Origin of the sequence: Pelagihabitans pacificus (assembly GCF_009371985.2) — a bacterium.
Lineage (GTDB): Bacteria > Bacteroidota > Bacteroidia > Flavobacteriales > Flavobacteriaceae > Pelagihabitans > Pelagihabitans pacificus.
In genome coordinates this window covers 1,126,211-1,145,148 of record NZ_VIKU02000001.1, presented here as the reverse complement: position 1 = coordinate 1,145,148, position 18,938 = coordinate 1,126,211, and the positions used below count along the sequence as shown (strand labels likewise).

Here is an 18,938-nt window from a genome sequence, read left to right as displayed (position 1 = left end):
CCATGCTCAATATTTCTAAAAACAGCGTGAACAAGAATGTAGATCTTTCGGGATATAGATCGCCCGAAAAGGTCTTTCATAAAAGGCATTACAAACACTTTAACAGATTCTTGCTCATTTTTTCGTTGGTCGCCCTTGTCGTACTTTTCTTGCCATGGACACAGAACGTCACAGGAACGGGCTTTCTGACGACACTGACGCCGGATCAGCGACCACAGACCATACAATCGCCCATTCCGGGCAGAATCGAAAAGTGGTACGTTCGAGAGGGTGATTTTGTAGAGAGGGGAGATACTATCCTGTTCATCTCCGAGGTGAAAAACGAGTATTTCGACCCCAATCTGGTCGAGCGTACAGGGCAGCAAATAAGGGCTAAATCTTCGGCTGTTGCCTCCTATGAAGGGAAGGTGAAGGCCTTGCAAAATCAAATCGGCGCACTGATCAGCGAACGGAAGTTAAAGCTGGAACAAGCCCGAAACAAACTCTTGCAGTCCAAATTGAAGGTTCAAAGTGACAGCATCGACCTGGAAGCTGCCAAGACCAACATTAAAATCGCCCAACGTCAGTATGATCGAACCGAACAACTAGAAAAAGAGGGTTTAAAGGCAGTGACCGATGTCGAAGAGAAAAGATTGAAGCTCCAAGAGACCCAGGCAAAACTGATTTCGCAGCAGAACAAATTACTAACGGCCAAAAATGAGGTCATCAACGCCGAAGTAGAGATCAATCGGATACAGGCCGAATACACCGATAAAATATCCAAAGCCCAGAGCGATATGTACACGGCCCAATCGAACCAGTTCGATTCGGAGGCCCAGGTGACCAAACTGGAGAATGAGTTCACCAACTATGAAATGCGCAACAGTCTATATTACATCAGGGCTCCACAAAGTGGTTATATCAACAAGGCACTTCAGGGAGGGATCGGCGAGACCTTTAAGGAAGGGGATGCCTTGGTGGGCATTATGCCGGCCAAGTACGATATGGCGGTGGAAACCTTCGTAGAACCCCTTGATTTGCCATTGATCCACTTGGGCGAGAAAGTACGAATTCAATTCGATGGTTGGCCCGCCATCATCTTTAGTGGTTGGCCTAATGTCTCGTACGGGACCTATGGCGGTGAAGTGGTCGCCATAGAGACATTTATCAGCGATAATGGAAAATACCGGGTACTATTGGCTCCCGACCCCGACGACCATCCCTGGCCCAAGGATATTCGTGTCGGCTCCGGTGCCAATACCATCGCCCTTCTGGAAGATGTACCGATTTGGTACGAATTATGGCGACAACTGAATGGATTCCCACCCAATTACTACCAGCCGGAGGATTCCAAAATGGCTAAGACCGATAAAAAATGAGGCAGTTCCTCTTTTATATATGCTGTAGCCTTACCTTCCCCTTATTCGCCCAGGAAGCGGATACGCTCGTACTCGATTTTAAGGAGTACATGGGGTATGTGAAAAAATTTCATCCCGTTGCTAAACAGGCCGCCTTGACCATCGATATCGGTCAGGCCAACCTGATGAAGGCACGAGGTGGTTTCGACCCCAAATTGGAAGCCGATTATGAGCGAAAGGTCTTCAAGGATACCGAGTACTGGGATCGGTTAAATGCAACTTTTAAAATTCCTACCTGGTATGGTATAGAACTCAAGGGGAATTTTGAACAAAGTGAGGGAAACAATATCAATCCGGATGAGGATTTTCCAGACAACGGTCTCTACAGTGCCGGGGTGTCGGTGTCGGTGGCGCAAGGGCTTTGGATCAACGACCGTATGGCGACCCTGAAACAAGCAAAGATTTTTAGGGAGCAGACCAAAGCGGATCGTGACCTCTTGGTCAACCAAATCCTATACGAGGCTTCTTTGGCCTATTTCGATTGGCTACAGGCCTATTTGGATGCGCAAGTATTCGATAATTTCCTGACCAATGCCCGTATCCGATTCGAGGGTATCAGAACCAGTGCCCTGGCGGGCGATATTGCCGCTATAGACACGGTCGAAGCGAAAATAGCTGTCCAGGATCGGGCCTTGAGCCTCGAGCAGGCGAATGTAAAATTGGTCAACAAAAGTCTGGAACTGTCCAACTTTTTGTGGTTGGGCGACAATATCCCGGTGGAATTACAGCCCAATGTAAGGCCCGATACCGATTTGGAAGGTGATATCGACACCACCCTAGAAATTTTAGGGAAACCGTTGGATAGCTTTACCATTGAAAACCACCCAAAACTACGCTCTCTGGGCTTTAAGGTAGATGGCCTGCTGGTCGAAAAACGACTGAAAGCCAACAAACTGTTACCCAAAATTGATTTGGAATACAATTTTCTGACCGAGACTCCAGAGCTCATTAATTCATTTCAAACCGAACAGTACAAGGGGGGTATCAATTTTGAGTTTCCCTTGTTTTTGCGAAAGGAGCGGGGCGACTTGAAATTGGCAAAGTTAAAGTTACGTGATGCCCAGTTTGATCTGGACCTCACCGAGGTAACCATACGAAATAAGGTCTTTGCCATCTATAATGAGCTGGAATCCTTCCAATCCCAGAACCGACTTATTTTCGATATCGTGGATAATTACGGCACGCTATTGGCCGCCGAGGAACGAAAATTCAGTTTTGGGGAAAGTTCGTTGTTCCTGATCAACTCCCGTGAGATTAAATTGATTGAAGCAAAGCTTAAGCAGAATTCGGTACAGAAGAAATATTACGATACCAAGGCAAAATTGTTCAATAGCCTTGCCATTAATCCGGAAAACCTTTAGGAAAAACATATGATCGTATCAACCATTGATTTTATAAAGGGAACCGATTGGCGATTGATGGTGAAGGATACGTTCTTTATCGTGACCGGAGTTTTTGGGGCAGCATTCGGCCTGGAAAGCTTTTTGTTCCCGAACCGTTTCATAGATGGTGGCGCGACAGGTATTTCGTTATTGGTGGCCGAGGTCACCGGTTTATCCCTTCCCTTACTGATTCTTCTAGTGAACATTCCTTTTATAGTGCTTGCTTTTCGCGTTATCGGGAAAACCTTTGCCATTAAGGCGACCATTGCGATTATCCTTTTGGCCCTAGTGCTGGCTACGATAAATTTTCCGGAAGTCACGCAGGACAAACTGTTGGTGGCCGTGTTCGGGGGCTTTTTTTTGGGAGCGGGAATCGGACTATCCATTCGTGGAGGGGCGGTGTTGGACGGTACCGAGGTGCTGGCAATATTCTTGAGTAGAAAAATGGGCACCACGATCGGCGATGTGATTATCATGATCAATGTGTTGGTTTTTTTGGCAGCTGCGTACCTTTTGTCCGTCGAGACGGCCTTGTATTCTATGCTGACCTACTTGGCGGCCTCCAAAACACTTGATTTTGTAATCGAGGGAATCGAGGAATATACCGGGGTCACCATTATTTCCGATAATAGTGATGACCTTCGATTAATGATTATCAATAAATTGGGGAGAGGGGTCACCATTTATCCGGCGAAAGGAGGTTACGGCAAAAACGGAGTGCACAACGAATACGATGTGCTTTTTACAGTGATTACAAGGCTTGAAATCAGAAAACTGAATATAGAAATCTCCAAGATAGATCCCAAAGCGTTTGTGGTCATGAACAAACTCAACGATACCCGAGGGGGTATGATCAAGAAAAGGGTTTTGTAAGGAAGCGACCAAAATCCCTACCAACCCAGCCAGAGCAGTCAATTTAATATGCTGCATTGCCTTAAAAATGTCGCCTTATGAACACCCTCCAAATAGATAGTATGCAAACGACCAACAAGGAACTGATCCGGCTAAGTTTATCCAGCGCCCTTTCCTATTCCGAGTACAGAGCACTGGTAGAAAGTCTTGCCAAGGAGGGCCGCACCACCGGTTCGGAACAAACGGAAGCCTTGGTCAACTACACCCGGTTGAACGATCGAAGGATGAAACGGTGGGATAAGACCCTCAAGTTCGATTCGGGAACCGTAGACACGATTGCGAAGTTCAACAAGAAGGTTACGTGGTTGGTGCTTACCGAGAGTTGGTGCGGTGATGCTTCACCCTCAATGCCAGTGATGCATAAAATAGCGGAATTGAATCCGAACATATCGTTTCGTATTGTACTCCGGGATGAAAATTTGGAGTTGATGCAACGTTTTCTCACCCACGGGGCGATGTCTATTCCCAAACTGATTGTCATCGATGATTTAAGCGGGGAGGTCTTGGATACATGGGGCCCACGGTCTGAGGCCGCCACGAAATTGGTCGAGGATTACAAGGCAACCCACGGTGTACTGACTCCCGAATTCAAGCAAGAGCTTCAGCTATGGTACAACAAGGATAAAGGGAAGAGCGTGGTCGAAGACTTAACGGGTCTTTTGTTGAAATAAATAGGTAATGGTACCTTTTTGGGAAGCTCTTGAAGAAGAACTGAACTTCGCTTTTAGTGCATATGCAATGGCGTTGTCGACCAGACATCCGTTCGAAGTGCCTGAACTCTTTTCATTGAAATTGGCATCGACGACATTGCCCAACGCATCCACTTGAATGTTAACCACCACTTTCCCACCTTCAATACAGGTATAGATGGGTGGGGGCAGTCTGTAGTTGTTACGATCCACCAAAGAGTAGGAGACCGAAGTACGGCGTTTGGCCAAATTATTGGTAAATTCTTCCTTCTGCGCTTCTTTTTCACCTAGAAGCTGTTTTTTCTCCTCGCGTTTTTTTGCTAATTCCTTTACCCGCTCCGCGTATTCGGAATCCGCCATTAGGTCTGTGGGATCGCCCTCGTCCGAAGAGGCTTCTTTTTCCGCCATCAATTCCTCCAAGGTCTTCAACGGTTCCGGATTCCCGAAGCTGGGTTTGGCAGTTTCGTTAAAGGCCATGTGACTTTTGATGGGATCGGCGTTGGCTATTTCTTCCAACAGTTTCTCTTTTTCCTCCAAGAGCTCCTCGATATCCTCCTCCGCTAAAATCATCTCCACCACATACTCGTCCTCCCTCTCTCCTTGCCCCATACTGATATTGAATAGAATCAATACGATGATCGACAGTGAAAAAAGCGTAATCAAAAACGATAGTTGTTTACGATTGAGACTCATAGTGCTATAACCACAATTTCCTAAAAATATTTTAAATAATCGTTGAACGGAAAGATTCCTACATGTTTCTTGCAATTATCATGCCTTTCCGAGCAAGTTTTCCGCAAAAACGGAGGGAGCAAGGGCATTATTTACGTTATAATCGCCTATTTTGGTTCTTCTAAGTTTCGACAAATGTCCGCCACTTCCCAAAGCGGCTCCAAAATCATGTGCTAAAGACCGAATATACGTGCCTTTGCCGCAAACTACACGAAATTGTACTTCGGGCATCGAAATACCGGAGATTTCAAATTCGTGTATCGTAACTTTTCTTGATTTAACGGTAACTTCCTTGCCTTCCCGCGCATATTCGTACAAGCGTTTACCCTCTTTCTTCAGGGCCGAAAATACTGGCGGTTGCTGTTCGATTTCACCGAGGAATAGAGTAGTTGTCTCAGCAATAAGCCCTTTCGTAATATGTTCGATAGGGTAACTTTTATCGATCTCGGTTTCCAGATCATAAGACGGAGTGGTAGCCCCTAAGGTAATCGTCCCCGTGTATTCCTTTACTTGGCCCTGCAATTCATTGATTTTCTTGGTGAATTTTCCCGTACAGATCAACAGCAACCCGGTAGCCAAGGGATCCAAGGTACCGGCATGGCCGATTTTAATTTTCTTTAAATCGAATTTTCGACGGATGGCCCATTTGATTTTGTTCACTGCTTGGAACGAAGACCATCCCATTGGTTTATCGATCAATAACAACTGCCCCTCGAGAAAATCCTCCTTGGTCATCAGATCACGGTTAGGGGACGTATAAAATAGTGAATGAGCAAGAGGGCGATGCCGACAACGATGCGGTAGTAACCAAAGACCTTAAAACCATGCTTGCTTAGGTATCCTATAAAGGTTTTTATGGCGAGCATGGCGACCAGGAAACCTACTACATTCCCAATGATGAGCTGGTTCACCTGTTCAGAAGTCAGGGTAAATCCGGCATTGTAATAGTCGTAGCTTTTCTTCAAGGTCGCTCCCAGCATGGTAGGCACGGCAAGAAAAAACGAAAATTCCGCTGCTGCCGTCCGTGATAATTTTTGTGTCATTCCCCCTACGATACTGGCACCGCTACGCGATACTCCCGGAATCATCGCCAAACATTGAAAAAGCCCAATTTTAAAAGCGGTTCCATAGGAAATATCAGTTTCTTCGGCATCACCGAACCAGTCGTCGACCTTTAAAAGCACAAAACCTCCAAGTACCAAGGAAACCGCCACGGTAATCGGGTTTTCCAACAACGAATCGATGACATCGCTCAATAAAAGGCCTAAAACTACCGCTGGAATAAAGGCAACGAGTAGTTTGAAATAAAAATCGATGCTTTGAAAAAACCGCTTAAAATAGAGAACGACTACCGACATGATGGTACCTAACTGTATTACAATCGTGAAAAGTTTGGTAAAGTCTTCCTGGGCGATCCCATAAAACGAGGAGGCGATGATCATATGCCCGGTTGAGGATACAGGCAGGTATTCGGTAATCCCTTCTATGATCGCCAATACAATGGCTTGCAGAATATCCAAAACTGGTTACTTCTTATGCGGATTCAACAAAATAGCATACACCTCGATACCCAGGCCGATAAGCACTAAAGTAGGGGCCAGACGTATTCTGCGGAAGTTGTAGATCTCCTCGTTGAAAACATTGGGGTCGTCGGTACCACCACCGCTCATCAAAATGAAGCCCAAAGCGATGCAGGCAATGCCTATAAACATAAACAGATAGTTCTTCTTCTGGAAAATGAATTCCTGCTGTGCACGCTGCTCGGGTTGGTTGTGTTTATTTTTTGCCATGGCGCAAATTTAGGAAAAAGTTATTGGTTAGTAGGCTCCATTCGTAGTACGCTGTCAGGATATTGCGTTTTGAGTGTCCAAAATCCGTCGATTGAAACCTTGCTTCCTATTATCGGTAGCCAAATAAGGCTATTTCTAATAATAGAGCTCGTCGGTTCGGAGATTCAAAAAGCGTTGGGTGGCGAAAAAAGTACTGATCCATGAAATCAAAATGCCTAAAACGAACACCCCACCGAACAGAACCCCCAGTACCATCGCATCCCCAAAAAGATTCAGTTCCGGGAAGGTGGTGTCCAAATAATAAAGGAGTCCTGCCAAGGCCAACATCGCCAATACGGCACCAAGCATCCCTAGTTGAATGTTCGTCCAAATAAAGGGTCTGCGAATAAAGGTCTTGGTCGCTCCCACCATTTGCATGGTCTTGATGATAAACCGTTTTGCATAGATGCTGAGGCGAATGGAACTGTTGATCAATAAAACGGCGATAAAGGTAAAGACACCGCTTGCCACGAGGATCCAAAAACTGATTTTTTTTACATTGTCGTTCAACAAGCCTACCAAGGGTTTGTCATAGCTTACTTCGTCTACATAGCCTTTCGTCGAAAGGTCCGCAGCGATTTCCTCGATTTGTACGGGAGAAACGAAATCGGCCTTAAGTTTAACGTCTATGGAATTCTTTAGTGGATTATAACCGAGAAATTCCATAAAATTTTCCCCGATTTCCTCACTGTGCTGCTGGGCGGCCTCTTCTTTGGAGATATAGGTGGCCGATTTTACATAGTCGGCCAGCGCCAAACTTTTCTGAAGTTGGTTCACTTCTACTTCCTTGGCACTTTCCTTTAAGAAAACCGAAATCGTAATCTGTTCCTTGAAGTGGTCGGCCATTTTCTTGGTGTTGAGTACCAAAAGCCCCAAAACACCCAGCAAAAAAAGTACCAACCCAATACTCAGTACCACTGAGAAATAGGAAGATATCAACTTTCTTTTTTGATAGCTTTCAAACGATTTGCCCATAGGAGGTATAAAGTGTAAAAATAGGAAAGTAAATCTAATAAACTTATTTTTGCGCGATACAGAAAAGAAACTCCTGAAATGCAATACGATTTCAATAGAATAGAGGCCAAATGGCAGCTATATTGGGCCAAGAACCAAACGTTTAAGGCGGAGAACAGCTCGGATAAGGAAAAATTCTATGTATTGGATATGTTCCCATACCCCTCGGGAGCGGGCTTGCATGTAGGGCATCCGTTGGGCTATATCGCCAGTGATATCTATGCGCGCTACAAGCGTCATCGGGGTTTCAATGTATTGCACCCGCAAGGGTATGATTCCTTTGGGCTTCCGGCGGAGCAGTATGCCATTCAAACGGGACAGCATCCAGCGATTACGACCGAGGCCAATATCAAACGGTACCGGGAGCAATTGGATAAAATCGGATTTTCGTTCGACTGGAGCCGTGAGGTGCGCACTTCCGACCCCAAATATTACAAATGGACCCAATGGATCTTTATTCAGCTTTTCAACTCATGGTACAATAAGGGTTCGGATAAGGCAGAGGATATTACCGGTTTGATCGCCCTTTTTGAAAAGGAGGGAAATAGTAAGGTCAATGCGGTTTGTGATGAGGATACGGAAGTTTTTTCAGCGGAGGAATGGAAACGGTTTTCAGCAGGGCGGCAACAAGAAATTCTTTTAAAATATCGGTTGACCTATTTGGCGGAAAGTGAGGTCAATTGGTGTCCGGCGCTCGGTACCGTATTGGCGAACGATGAAATTGTTAACGGTGTTTCGGAACGTGGGGGGCATCCGGTCATTCGAAAGAAAATGACCCAATGGAGCATGCGTATTTCTGCCTATGCGCAACGATTATTGGACGGACTCGAGAAAATCGATTGGCCACAACCTCTCAAAGATTCCCAGACCAATTGGATCGGTAGAAGCGAGGGAGCGAGTGTTACATTTAAAGTACTGGATTCGGAACAGGCATTCGCTGTTTTTACCACCCGTCCGGACACTATTTTTGGGGCAAGTTTTATGACGCTGGCTCCCGAACATGAATTGGTTCCGTTGATTACCACCTCGGAACGAAAAGCAGCGGTCGAAGCATACATCGAAACTACTGCAAAACGCTCCGAGCGCGATCGTATGGCGGACGTAAAGACCATTACCGGCGTTTTCACCGGTGCCTATGCAGAGCATCCGTTTACCAAAGAACCCATCCCTATTTGGATAGGTGACTATGTATTGGCAGGCTATGGCACTGGGGCGGTAATGTCGGTTCCCTGTGGGGACCAGCGTGATTATGATTTTGCAAGGCATTTCAATATTCCCATACCGAATATCTTTGATGGGGTCGATATTTCAGAGGAGGCCTTTGCCGATAAGGAAAAGACCGTAATCACCAATTCGGGCTTCCTGAACGGGCTACCCTATAAAAAAGCGGTACAAAGGGTCATAGCCGAATTGGAAAAAATAGGCCAAGGCAAAGGAAAGGTCAATTACCGTTTGCGTGATGCCGTGTTCAGTAGGCAACGGTATTGGGGCGAACCGTTCCCCGTATATTACGATGCGGATGGCATGCCCCGGATGATAAATGAGAAATATTTACCGATCGAGCTTCCGGAAGTCGAAAAATACCTTCCTACCGAAACCGGGGAACCTCCTCTGGGCAATGCGACCCACTGGGCATGGGACATTGAAAGATCGGCAGTTGTCAGCAATGATTTGATCGATCACAAAACCGTTTTTCCGTTAGAGTTGAATACCATGCCCGGCTGGGCGGGAAGTTCCCAATACTTTAATCGGTATATGGATCCACATAACGAAACGGAAATCTTCTCCCGGGAGGCCATCGACTATTGGCAAGACGTAGATCTTTATATCGGAGGTAGCGAACATGCCACGGGGCACTTACTGTATTCGCGCTTTTGGCAAAAGTTTATGTATGACAGAGGGTGGGTACCCAAGGATGAATATGCCAAAAAATTGATCAACCAAGGGATGATTACGGGGACGAGTGCATTTGTTTATAGGGAAGAAGGTTCCGGTAAAGTTATTTCCAAAGGCTTGATTACGGATAAAAGGGTGACGCCTATTCATGCCGACGTTTCTTTCGTGAATGCATCGGATGAACTCGATGTCGACGCTTTCAAAAAATGGCAGCCCGAGTATAAGGATGCAGAGTTTGTTTTGGAAGATGGAAAATACGTGGTAGGCCGCGAAATCGAAAAGATGTCCAAGTCCAAGTACAACGTCGTTAATCCCGATGAAATCTGCGAACAGTACGGAGCGGATAGCCTACGGCTGTATGAAATGTTTCTGGGCCCTTTGGAGCAGTCCAAACCCTGGAACACCGCAGGAATCACTGGGGTACATGGCTTCCTAAAAAAATTATGGAGACTTTATCATTCCGGTCCAAACGGGGAATTTTACGTAGAAGGTGCCTCTCCTTCAAAGGGGTCGGTGGAAGACCTCTCAGCCGAAAGTCTGAAAACACTTCACAAAACCATCAAAAAAGTGGAGGAAGACATTGAGAACTTCAGTTTTAATACCTCGGTCGCTACTTTTATGATCTGTGTAAACGAACTTACCGCACAAAAATGCAAGAGTCGCACTATATTGGAACCCCTGGCCGTTTTGGTCGCTCCCTACGCACCGCATATCTCCGAGGAACTCTGGGAAAAGCTGGGGCATTCCGAATCGATTGCGACCGCCTCTTGGCCCACTTTTAATCCGGAATATTTGGTGGAAAGTACCAAGGAGTATCCGATCTCCTTTAACGGTAAAAAACGTTTTACTTTGGAGTTGCCGGCCGATATGGATAAGGAAGCCATCGAAACGGCGGTCATGGCACACGAAAAAACCCAAGAACAACTACAGGGGCGTACACCCAAAAAGGTAATCGTGGTCCCGGGGAGGATTGTGAATATCGTAGGGTGACCCGACTTCGTAATATAGTATCTCCAATTTGTCATTCCTAGACATGAGGAGTGCCGAGAGTAACAAAAAGCACGATGGACAATCTTGAAATCATAGGCCTCATCGCCGCTGCGCTCACCACTTCGGCCTTTGTGCCCCAAGTGTACAAAGCTTGGAAACTCAGGTCTACCAAAGATATTTCCTTAACGATGTATTTGGTCTTTCTTACCGGAATCATATTGTGGCTCTTCTATGGCATCCAAATCGGAAGTTTAAGCATGACGATTGCCAATTCGGTTACGGCAGTACTCTCCCTTATAATCATCATGCTTAAAATTAAGTATAAATAAATTTAGAAACTATACCCCCTAATTTTTAGGGGGTAATCTGGCAAATACTATCTTTTTATCCCTATAACCCCCTATTTTTGTCGATTATATTTTTATTATTGTTGCAATTGTCACAATTTTGTGTTGTAATCTATAAATAATCAACAGATGACTGTAGGAGTTCCAAAAGAAATAAAAAACAATGAAAGCCGGGTGGGGATGACCCCGGCCGGTGTGTACGAACTGGTAAAAAACGGTCATACCGTATACATACAATCTACTGCGGGGGAAGGCAGTGGTTTTTTTGATGCCGACTATAAAAAGGCTGGTGCCATCATCTTGGATACGATCGGTCAGGTATATGCCATGAGCGACATGATCGTAAAGGTAAAGGAACCTATCCAAGAGGAATACCAACTTGTACAGCCAAACCAAGTGGTGTTCACTTATTTTCATTTTGCATCAAGTGAGCCGTTGACAAAGGCGATGATCGACAGCAGCGCCATTTGCATCGCCTATGAAACCGTGGAAGACGATGAGGGTACCCTGCCGTTGCTTACCCCTATGTCCGAGGTGGCGGGTCGAATGGCGATTCAGCAAGGAGCCAAGTATTTGGAGAAACCGGTCAAGGGCCGAGGGGTACTTTTGGGAGGGGTTCCCGGAGTGGCGCCGGGAAAAGTACTGGTGCTTGGAGCAGGTGTCGTGGGAATTCAAGCTGCAAAAATGGCAGCCGGACTCGGTGCTCACGTGACCATCCTCGATATCAATATGAAGCGATTGCGTTATGTAAACGATGTGATGCCCCCACATGTCGTTACCGAGTTTTCGAATGAGTTCAATATTCGCAAACACATCAAGGATCATGATTTGATTATCGGTGGGGTATTGCTGAAGGGAGCAAAGGCACCCAACCTCATTACGCGGGATATGCTTAAGGAAATGAGGGCGGGAACGGTCATTGTCGATGTTGCGGTGGACCAGGGAGGCTGCGTCGAAACGACACGGCCCACTACCCATGAAGATCCGGTGTATATCATCGATGACGTAGTGCACTATTCCGTAGCAAATATGCCCGGGGCGGTCCCATATACCTCTACGATGGCATTGACCAATGTTACCTTGCCCTACGTATTGAAACTGGCCGATTTAGGTTGGGAAAAAGCGACCGAAACCGATGCGTCTTTGCAAAAAGGCCTTAACATCGTGAAGGGTAAAGTGGTTTACGAAGAAATAATGGAAGCCTTTGGGTGGGAACCCGTGATGGCATAAAACGTACATTCTGTCAGTTCAATCCAGCCCCGTCACTTCCTTTTGACTAATTCAGGAAGAATGGCGGGGTTTTTGCTATATAAAGACATGTTATTCCCGTGAAAATGGGAATCGTTAATTAATGGGATTCCTTCAAAAAAGGAATCTTTAGTATCTTTAATAAATTTTTAAAAAGAGAATCGTTATGATGGGATATTATATATTAATCGGAGCTATTGCCTTGGTCAGTTGGCTGGTAAGTAGCCGATTAAAGAGCAAGTTCAAGCACTACAGCCAAGTGCATTTGCAAAACGGAATGAGCGGTGCCGAAATCGCTGAAAAAATGCTTGCCGACCATGGCATCCGGGATGTAAAAGTTGTTTCTACAGGTGGTATGCTGACCGACCACTACAATCCGGTGAACAAAACGGTCAACTTGAGCGAAGGAGTTTACAACCAGCGCAATGCGGCCGCAGCGGCTGTTGCGGCACATGAATGCGGGCACGCTGTGCAGCACGCCCAGGCCTATGAATGGTTGACCATGCGTTCCAAATTGGTACCAGTAGTTCAGGTGACCTCTGGAATGAGCATGTGGGTAGTTTTTGGCGGACTCATGTTGGGAGCCGCTGCAGGAGTCGGATTTGGCTATTGGGTAGCCATCGCAGGCTTGGTCATGATGTGCTTGGCCACCTTATTTAGTTTTATAACGCTACCAGTGGAATACGATGCCAGTAACCGTGCATTGGCATGGTTAAAGTCAAAAAACATCGTGACCCAACAAGAGTACAAAGGTTCTGAGGACGCGCTCAAATGGGCGGCCCGCACCTATTTGGTGGCCGCTATTGGTTCCCTTGCCACGTTGGTTTATTGGGGGATGCAGGTATTGGGAGGAAGGGACTAGAGGACCAAAACCGGGAACCGGAGACGATACGAAGCCTGCCGTGATTGGTTCACGGCAGGTTTTTTTATTTCATACCTTTAACTATAATTGTTTGCGAATTTTGGAGCATCTTGAAATAAAAGTAGCGACAACGGAAGATTTGACCGCGCTGGAAAAAGTCGGGGAGCGATTGTTCGATTATCCCATCAAAAAAGAGAGAACGGTTGAATTCCTATCCGATCCTAGACATCATTTGGTTCTTGCCTATGACGGAATTCAGCTGGTGGGGATGGCCTCCGGGTTTCATTACGTGCATCCGGACAAAGATCCACAGCTTTTTGTGAACGAGGTGAGTGTCTTGGAGGGGTATCGCAACAGGGGAATTGGTCGACGATTAGTGCAATTTCTGGTGAAGGAAGGTCAAAGATTGGGATGTGTAGAAGCTTGGGTCGCTACCGAAAAGTCGAATAGGGCCGCTCAAAAAGCATACCTGGCCGCTGGGGGAACCGAGAGTCGGGAAAGGGTGGTCCTTTATGGGTTTGCAATGGTTAAATCGTAATCTGTCGATCGATTTGCTGTGCCAATGATATAAAGGTCTCGGTTCGGGAGACCCCCTCTATCTGTTGAATTTCGTTGTTTAGTACCTGCATTAAGTGTTCGTTGTCACGACAGAGCACTTTGACCAGAATAGACCAATCCCCAGTGGTGTAGTGGCATTCCAATACTTCGGGAACCTTTTCCAATTGTTTCACGGCTACGGGGTTGCTCATCGCTTTGTCCAAATAAATACCGACATAGGCCATGGTGGTGTAGCCCATTACCTTGGCATTGATCACAAACTTGGAACCCGCCAATAATCCAGAGGCTTCCAATTTGCGGAGTCTTTGGTGAATGGCGGCTCCAGAGATACCGATGCTCCGTGCGATTTCCAACACGGGTTTTCGGGCATCGGCCATCAAAAACCTTAGAATTTTCTTATCGATGCCATCAATCTTTAGCTTTTCGTTATTGAATTTCATGATTCTGGTTATAGATTGATAGTTGAAATATCAAATATAGTATAAAAATTTATCACTTAAGTTACTGACCACTCCGGCCAATCGGGAAGACATCCACCTATTTAGGCCTAAGTTAAAGAAATTGGAGGGTAGACTATAGGGCTATCCACTATTGTTAGGTCTGACAAAGGAAGGAATTGACTAGCTTGCAACAGAGTCCGGGTTGTACCCCAAATAGGGCACTTCGAATTCCTTGAAAACGACCCCATACTTTTGGAGCTCCGCAAGAATAGGTTCGTAGACTTCCCGGGTAATCGGAATCTGTACCCCAGGCGTGGTTATTTTTTTATTCAGGATCAACAAGGTGGCGATGGCTACCGGAAGTCCGACCGTTTTCGCCATGGCAGTGTGCGTGTGGGTTTCCCCGATAACCACCATATTGGCGTCAATTTGCCGTTTTTTACTATGAAGCTCGTACCCGAATTTGTGATACATTACAATCATGTCCTTATCATCTTGCGCGAGCGTCCAACTATCCTCCAAAATGGTCTGTAACACTTGGGCCGGGGTTGCATTTTTCAGGCGAATGCTCTTTTCATGGCTAAAAAGGTCGAGCTCCACTAATTTGTCCCACATGATATCGTCCTGATCGATTTTCAGGTAGTGGCGTAGTTTAAGTTCCACCGAGTCGGTAGGGGAATAGGGCAGGAACAGGTTTACGAATTCGCGATATGACATGCCCTCCGAGTTTTCGATATGATAGCTGTCGTCGGTCATGCCCAATTGTACGAACATGTTCCATGCTTTGGAGAAACCTACGCGCCGCATGGTGCCTCGGTAAAGGGTAAGCACGTCTTGAAGGCCATAAGCCTCTCGATAGTCCAACGAATCCCGATTGGCATATCCTTCAAAGCGCCCATAGCCTTCGATATCGAAAAATTCGGTGCGTCGAAACAGTTTGTGATAGGGGATGTATTTGTAACTTCCCTCCTGAAGGAATTTGGCGGTGCCGCCCTGTCCTGCCACTACCACGTTTCGAGGATTCCAGGTAAACTTGTAGTTCCACAGGTTGTCATCGCTCTCAGGAGCCACCAGTCCGCCTGTAAACGACTCGAATAATAACATCTTTCCTCCTTTGGCGCGAATGCGGTCGATGACCTGCATGGCACTCATATGGTCGATACCAGGGTCAAGGCCAATCTCGTTCATAAAGACCAGGCCTTTCTTTTTGGCCTGTTCATCCAAACTCTTTATCTCCTTGCTAACATAGGAGGCAGTTACCAGGTGTTTTCCAAACGCAATGCAATCGATCGCGACCTTACCATGAAAACGGGCCGGAAGCATCGATACCACGATGTCGGAGGCCTGAATTGCCTTCGTACGTTGTTCATCCTTGAAAATATCCAGGGTAATAGCAGTACAGGAAGGATGGTTTTTTACCTTGTCGGAAATTGACTCGGGATGCAAATCGCCAATGGTCAAATGCAACTTTTCCGTAGGTGCCTTTTCCAGAATATAATCCAATAAATAGGAGGTTGATTTGCCCGCTCCGAGTACCAGTATATTGTGCATGCGCTGTTATGATTACCTTTGTTGTAACGAAATACGAAGGTATCAAATTGTGATATTTTTAATGAAAAGTGATTGTAAAGTTATGAACAGAACAATTTTTGTGACAGGTTGTATACTAGGTGCGTTAGCTGTGGCATTGGGGGCCTTTGCGGCACACGGATTGGAAAAGCTCGTTGATACGGCGGCAATCGATACCTTTCAGACAGGTGTGCGCTACCAAATGTATCATGCCCTCGTGTTATTGATTTTGGGCAAGCTCGGACAGTTGCCCGATACACGCAAACGATGGATTTTTTATGCGCTGCTGACCGGCATCCTACTTTTTTCTTTCTCGATTTATTTTTTGGCGACCAATGAGCTCACCAGCTTTGATTTTAGGACAATCGGTTTTATAACCCCGGTAGGAGGTGTCTTTCTGATGGTAGGTTGGGGCTTGTTAGGCTTTGGTTGTTTACGCTATTTCGACTAATATATTCTCAAAATTTATAGGCCAAAAATATATTTATGATAATTTTGCCCCATCAAATCCGCTACTGAATGAACAATTCGAAAAACCGACCAACTTCCATCTCTCTGGAATCGTATGGAATTACCCATGCCAATATCAACTATCAACTCTCTCCCGATGATTTACACCAAATTACCTTGGAGAGGAAGATGGGCCGGGAGGCTTCCTCGGGAGCCTTGGCCGTGAATACCGGGGAGTTTACCGGGCGATCTCCCAAAGATCGGTTTATTGTAAGGGATGCCATTACCGAGGATAAGGTCTGGTGGAGCGATATCAATATTCCTTTTACACCCGAAAAGTTCGATGCGTTATACGACAAAGTAATTGCTTATTTAAATGATAAAGAGCTTTATGTAAGGGATTGTTACGCCTGTGCCGACCATAATTATCGGATGGACATCCGGGTGGTCAATGAATATCCGTGGTCGAACCTATTCGTCTATAACATGTTCATTCGCCCAACCCAGGAAGAGCTAAAAGACTTCGATCCCGAATGGACGGTCATCAATGCGCCCGGCTTTATGGCAGATGCCAAGGAAGACGGTACCCGACAACACAACTTTGCCATATTGAATTTCACAAGAAAAATTGCTTTAGTGGGTGGAACGGGATATACCGGTGAAATTAAAAAAGGCATCTTTTCCGCGCTGAATTTCATTCTTCCCGTTGAAAAGAATACATTGCCGATGCACTGTTCGGCCAATGTGGGCAAGGATGGTACTACTGCTTTGTTTTTTGGACTTTCGGGCACGGGAAAGACCACTTTGTCGACCGATGCCTCCAGAAAGCTTATCGGGGACGACGAACATGGATGGAACAATGAGAATGCTGTCTTTAATTTTGAAGGGGGCTGTTATGCAAAGGTTATCAACCTATCCAAAGAAAAAGAACCTGAGATTTATGGGGCCATTAAAAAGGGAGCCATATTGGAAAATGTGATTATGGATGGAAACGGGGTGGTCGATTTCGCCGACACGACCATCACCCAAAATACCCGGGTGAGCTACCCTCTTTACCATATTGAAAACGTACAGCGTCCCTCCATCGGAAAAAATCCAAAAAACATCTTTTTTTTGACTGCCGACGCCTTTGGGGTACTGCCTCCGATTTCAAAACTGACACCAAGCCAAGCCGCCTATCATTTTATTTCGGGCTATACGGCTAAAGTTGCCGGTACCGAAGCGGGAGTAGTAGAGCCCATTCCTTCTTTTTCGGCCTGTTTTGGGGCACCTTTTATGCCCTTGCATCCTGCAAAATATGCGGAGATGTTGAGTAGAAAGATGCAAGACAGCGGGGTGAGCGTTTGGCTTGTAAACACCGGTTGGACCGGTGGTCCGTACGGGGTAGGTACCCGAATGAAACTTCAATACACCCGTGCTATGATCAACGCGGTGCTGAACGGTGATTTGGGACTGTACTCCTACGACGATTACCATATACACTCCGTTTTTGGAGTGGCCCAGCCCAGAACCTGTCCTGGTGTCCCGACCGATGTGCTGAGTCCCCGGACCACATGGAACGATGACAAGGCATACTACACCACGGCCTTTAAACTGACCAATGCCTTTCGTGAAAATTTCAAGAAGTTCGAAGCCTATGCTAGCGAAGAGATTCGAAGAGGCGGCCCGCAGCGGTATGCTTTTTGACCTGAAAACACCACCAAATAGAAATGTTGGTTTCTTAACTCCCGCTTTGTAAAAATAAAACCCTGTGAAGTACTTCACAGGGTCGGTATCTTTAACTAACTGTTTTCCTTGTACATTCCGATAAAGCTTGCTGTTGGAAAGAACAAGCTGGTTTTATTCACCAATCGAGATTTAAATGTTCCGAGGTTGTTTATTTCTTGTTGACAGTAGTTATATATTTTTGAAGTGCCATGGTCATTGAGGGGGTTTCGGGTGTAGGAGCCTGGATATCGATTCGTAGTCCGGCCTCGGTGGCGGCGGTAACAGTCGAATTGCCAAAAACGGCGATTCTGGTATCGTTCTGTTCAAAGTCGGGAAAATTCTTCAATAACGACTCGATTCCCGAGGGACTAAAGAATACCAAAATATCATAATAGACATCCCTAAGATCTGATAGATCACTGATGACCGTTTTGTAAAAGATGCCCCTGGTCCAATCAACACCCATTTTGTCCAAGGTTTCCGGTACGATGGGTTTCAAGGAATCCGAGGAGGGTAACAAGAACTTTTCATCCTTGTACTTTTTGAACATGGGTACCATGTCGGTAAAGTTCATCTTCCCAACATAAATTTTCCGCTTCCGATACACCACATATTTTTGCAAATAGTAGGCCACCGCCTCTGATTGGCAAAAGTATTTCATCGTGTCCGGCACCTTATACCTCATTTCTTCGGCCAAACGAAAATAATGGTTGACCGCATTTCTACTGGTTAGGATTATGGCGGTATAATTGTTGAGGTCTATTTTTTGCTGACGTACTTCTTTCGCGTCAACCCCCTCAACATGAATGAAGGGCCTGAAATCCACTTTTACTTTTTCTTTGTCAATAAGTCTTGCGTAGGGGGAGTTCTCCATTTTCGGTTCTGGCTGGGAAACCAAAATCGTCTTTACTTTCAT

The 18,938-nt window shown here is 45.9% G+C and carries 19 protein-coding genes; 11 read left to right on the top strand and 8 right to left on the bottom strand.

Annotated features, from left to right (window positions below; all coding sequences use genetic code 11):
- The first annotated feature begins 2 nt into the window (after positions 1-2).
- The 4 genes from FK220_RS05035 (at position 3) to FK220_RS05020 (ending at position 4,362) form a co-directional block, all read left to right on the top strand.
- A complete protein-coding gene (locus FK220_RS05035) occupies positions 3-1,358 on the top strand; it encodes an HlyD family secretion protein (RefSeq protein ID WP_152573169.1) in 1,356 nt (451 codons plus the stop codon).
- Entirely contained in the window at positions 1,355-2,758 is a 1,404-nt protein-coding gene (locus FK220_RS05030; RefSeq protein WP_152573168.1) for a TolC family protein, read from the top strand. The genes FK220_RS05035 and FK220_RS05030 overlap by 4 nt, the downstream gene beginning before the upstream one ends.
- Positions 2,759-2,767: 9 nt before the next feature.
- Positions 2,768-3,652 (top strand): YitT family protein, encoded by an 885-nt coding sequence (locus tag FK220_RS05025; protein WP_152573167.1) that lies wholly within the window; start codon positions 2,768-2,770, stop codon positions 3,650-3,652.
- Positions 3,653-3,729: 77 nt separating this feature from the next.
- Positions 3,730-4,362 (top strand): thioredoxin family protein, encoded by a 633-nt coding sequence (locus tag FK220_RS05020; protein ID WP_152573166.1) that lies wholly within the window; start codon positions 3,730-3,732, stop codon positions 4,360-4,362.
- Here the strand turns inward: FK220_RS05020 and FK220_RS05015 are convergent.
- From FK220_RS05015 to FK220_RS04995, 5 genes are all read right to left on the bottom strand, one after another.
- A complete protein-coding gene (locus FK220_RS05015) occupies positions 4,339-5,073 on the bottom strand; it encodes an energy transducer TonB (RefSeq protein WP_152573165.1) in 735 nt (244 codons plus the stop codon). The two genes, FK220_RS05020 and FK220_RS05015, sit on opposite strands and share 24 nt — an antisense overlap.
- Before the next feature lie 78 nt (positions 5,074-5,151).
- Positions 5,152-5,850: a tRNA pseudouridine(55) synthase TruB gene (truB, locus tag FK220_RS05010; protein WP_152573164.1), complete on the bottom strand. Its 699-nt coding sequence runs from the start codon at positions 5,848-5,850 to the stop codon at positions 5,152-5,154.
- The gene (locus tag FK220_RS05005) at positions 5,847-6,632 is read right to left on the bottom strand and encodes an undecaprenyl-diphosphate phosphatase (RefSeq protein WP_152573163.1); all 786 of its coding nucleotides are present in this window, start codon (positions 6,630-6,632) and stop codon (positions 5,847-5,849) included. The genes truB and FK220_RS05005 overlap by 4 nt, the downstream gene beginning before the upstream one ends.
- A 6-nt stretch (positions 6,633-6,638) precedes the next feature.
- Complete coding sequence (locus FK220_RS05000; protein ID WP_152573162.1) at positions 6,639-6,902, bottom strand: DUF3098 domain-containing protein; 264 nt, start codon at positions 6,900-6,902, stop codon at positions 6,639-6,641.
- 135 nt (positions 6,903-7,037) lie between these two features.
- A complete protein-coding gene (locus tag FK220_RS04995) occupies positions 7,038-7,916 on the bottom strand; it encodes a cell division protein FtsX (protein ID WP_152573161.1) in 879 nt (292 codons plus the stop codon).
- A gap of 78 nt (positions 7,917-7,994) precedes the next feature.
- Here FK220_RS04995 and leuS point away from each other — a divergent pair, with 78 nt between their 5' ends.
- From leuS to FK220_RS04970, 5 genes are all read left to right on the top strand, one after another.
- The gene (gene leuS, locus FK220_RS04990) at positions 7,995-10,841 is read left to right on the top strand and encodes a leucine--tRNA ligase (protein ID WP_152573160.1); all 2,847 of its coding nucleotides are present in this window, start codon (positions 7,995-7,997) and stop codon (positions 10,839-10,841) included.
- A gap of 74 nt (positions 10,842-10,915) precedes the next feature.
- A complete protein-coding gene (locus FK220_RS04985; protein WP_152573159.1) occupies positions 10,916-11,170 on the top strand; it encodes a SemiSWEET family sugar transporter in 255 nt (84 codons plus the stop codon).
- Positions 11,171-11,317: 147 nt separating this feature from the next.
- On the top strand, positions 11,318-12,418 hold the full coding sequence (gene ald / locus FK220_RS04980) for an alanine dehydrogenase (RefSeq protein ID WP_152573158.1): 1,101 nt from the start codon (positions 11,318-11,320) through the stop codon (positions 12,416-12,418).
- Between the two features lie 184 nt (positions 12,419-12,602).
- The gene (locus tag FK220_RS04975; RefSeq protein ID WP_152573157.1) at positions 12,603-13,298 is read left to right on the top strand and encodes a zinc metallopeptidase; all 696 of its coding nucleotides are present in this window, start codon (positions 12,603-12,605) and stop codon (positions 13,296-13,298) included.
- Between the two features lie 91 nt (positions 13,299-13,389).
- Positions 13,390-13,836, top strand: a complete 447-nt coding sequence (locus FK220_RS04970; protein WP_166204775.1) for a GNAT family N-acetyltransferase — start codon at positions 13,390-13,392, stop codon at positions 13,834-13,836.
- Here FK220_RS04970 and FK220_RS04965 read toward each other — a convergent pair.
- Together FK220_RS04965 and FK220_RS04960 are read right to left on the bottom strand one after the other, a co-directional pair.
- Entirely contained in the window at positions 13,826-14,296 is a 471-nt protein-coding gene (locus FK220_RS04965) for an Lrp/AsnC ligand binding domain-containing protein (RefSeq protein WP_152573155.1), read from the bottom strand. The genes FK220_RS04970 and FK220_RS04965 overlap by 11 nt on opposite strands.
- Positions 14,297-14,476: 180 nt before the next feature.
- Positions 14,477-15,847 carry a saccharopine dehydrogenase family protein gene (locus FK220_RS04960; RefSeq protein WP_152573154.1) on the bottom strand — a complete coding sequence of 457 codons (1,371 nt, stop codon included), beginning with the start codon at positions 15,845-15,847 and terminating at the stop codon, positions 14,477-14,479.
- Positions 15,848-15,929: 82 nt separating this feature from the next.
- Between FK220_RS04960 and FK220_RS04955 the strand changes: the two genes are divergently transcribed.
- Both FK220_RS04955 and pckA read left to right on the top strand, forming a co-directional pair.
- On the top strand, positions 15,930-16,316 hold the full coding sequence (locus tag FK220_RS04955) for a DUF423 domain-containing protein (protein ID WP_152573153.1): 387 nt from the start codon (positions 15,930-15,932) through the stop codon (positions 16,314-16,316).
- Positions 16,317-16,384: 68 nt separating this feature from the next.
- The gene (gene pckA, locus FK220_RS04950) at positions 16,385-18,001 is read left to right on the top strand and encodes a phosphoenolpyruvate carboxykinase (ATP) (protein WP_152573152.1); all 1,617 of its coding nucleotides are present in this window, start codon (positions 16,385-16,387) and stop codon (positions 17,999-18,001) included.
- A 190-nt stretch (positions 18,002-18,191) separates the two neighbouring features.
- On the opposite strand, the gene FK220_RS04945 is transcribed toward pckA, so the two are convergent.
- On the bottom strand, positions 18,192-18,938 hold the full coding sequence (locus tag FK220_RS04945) for a uroporphyrinogen-III synthase (protein WP_152573151.1): 747 nt from the start codon (positions 18,936-18,938) through the stop codon (positions 18,192-18,194).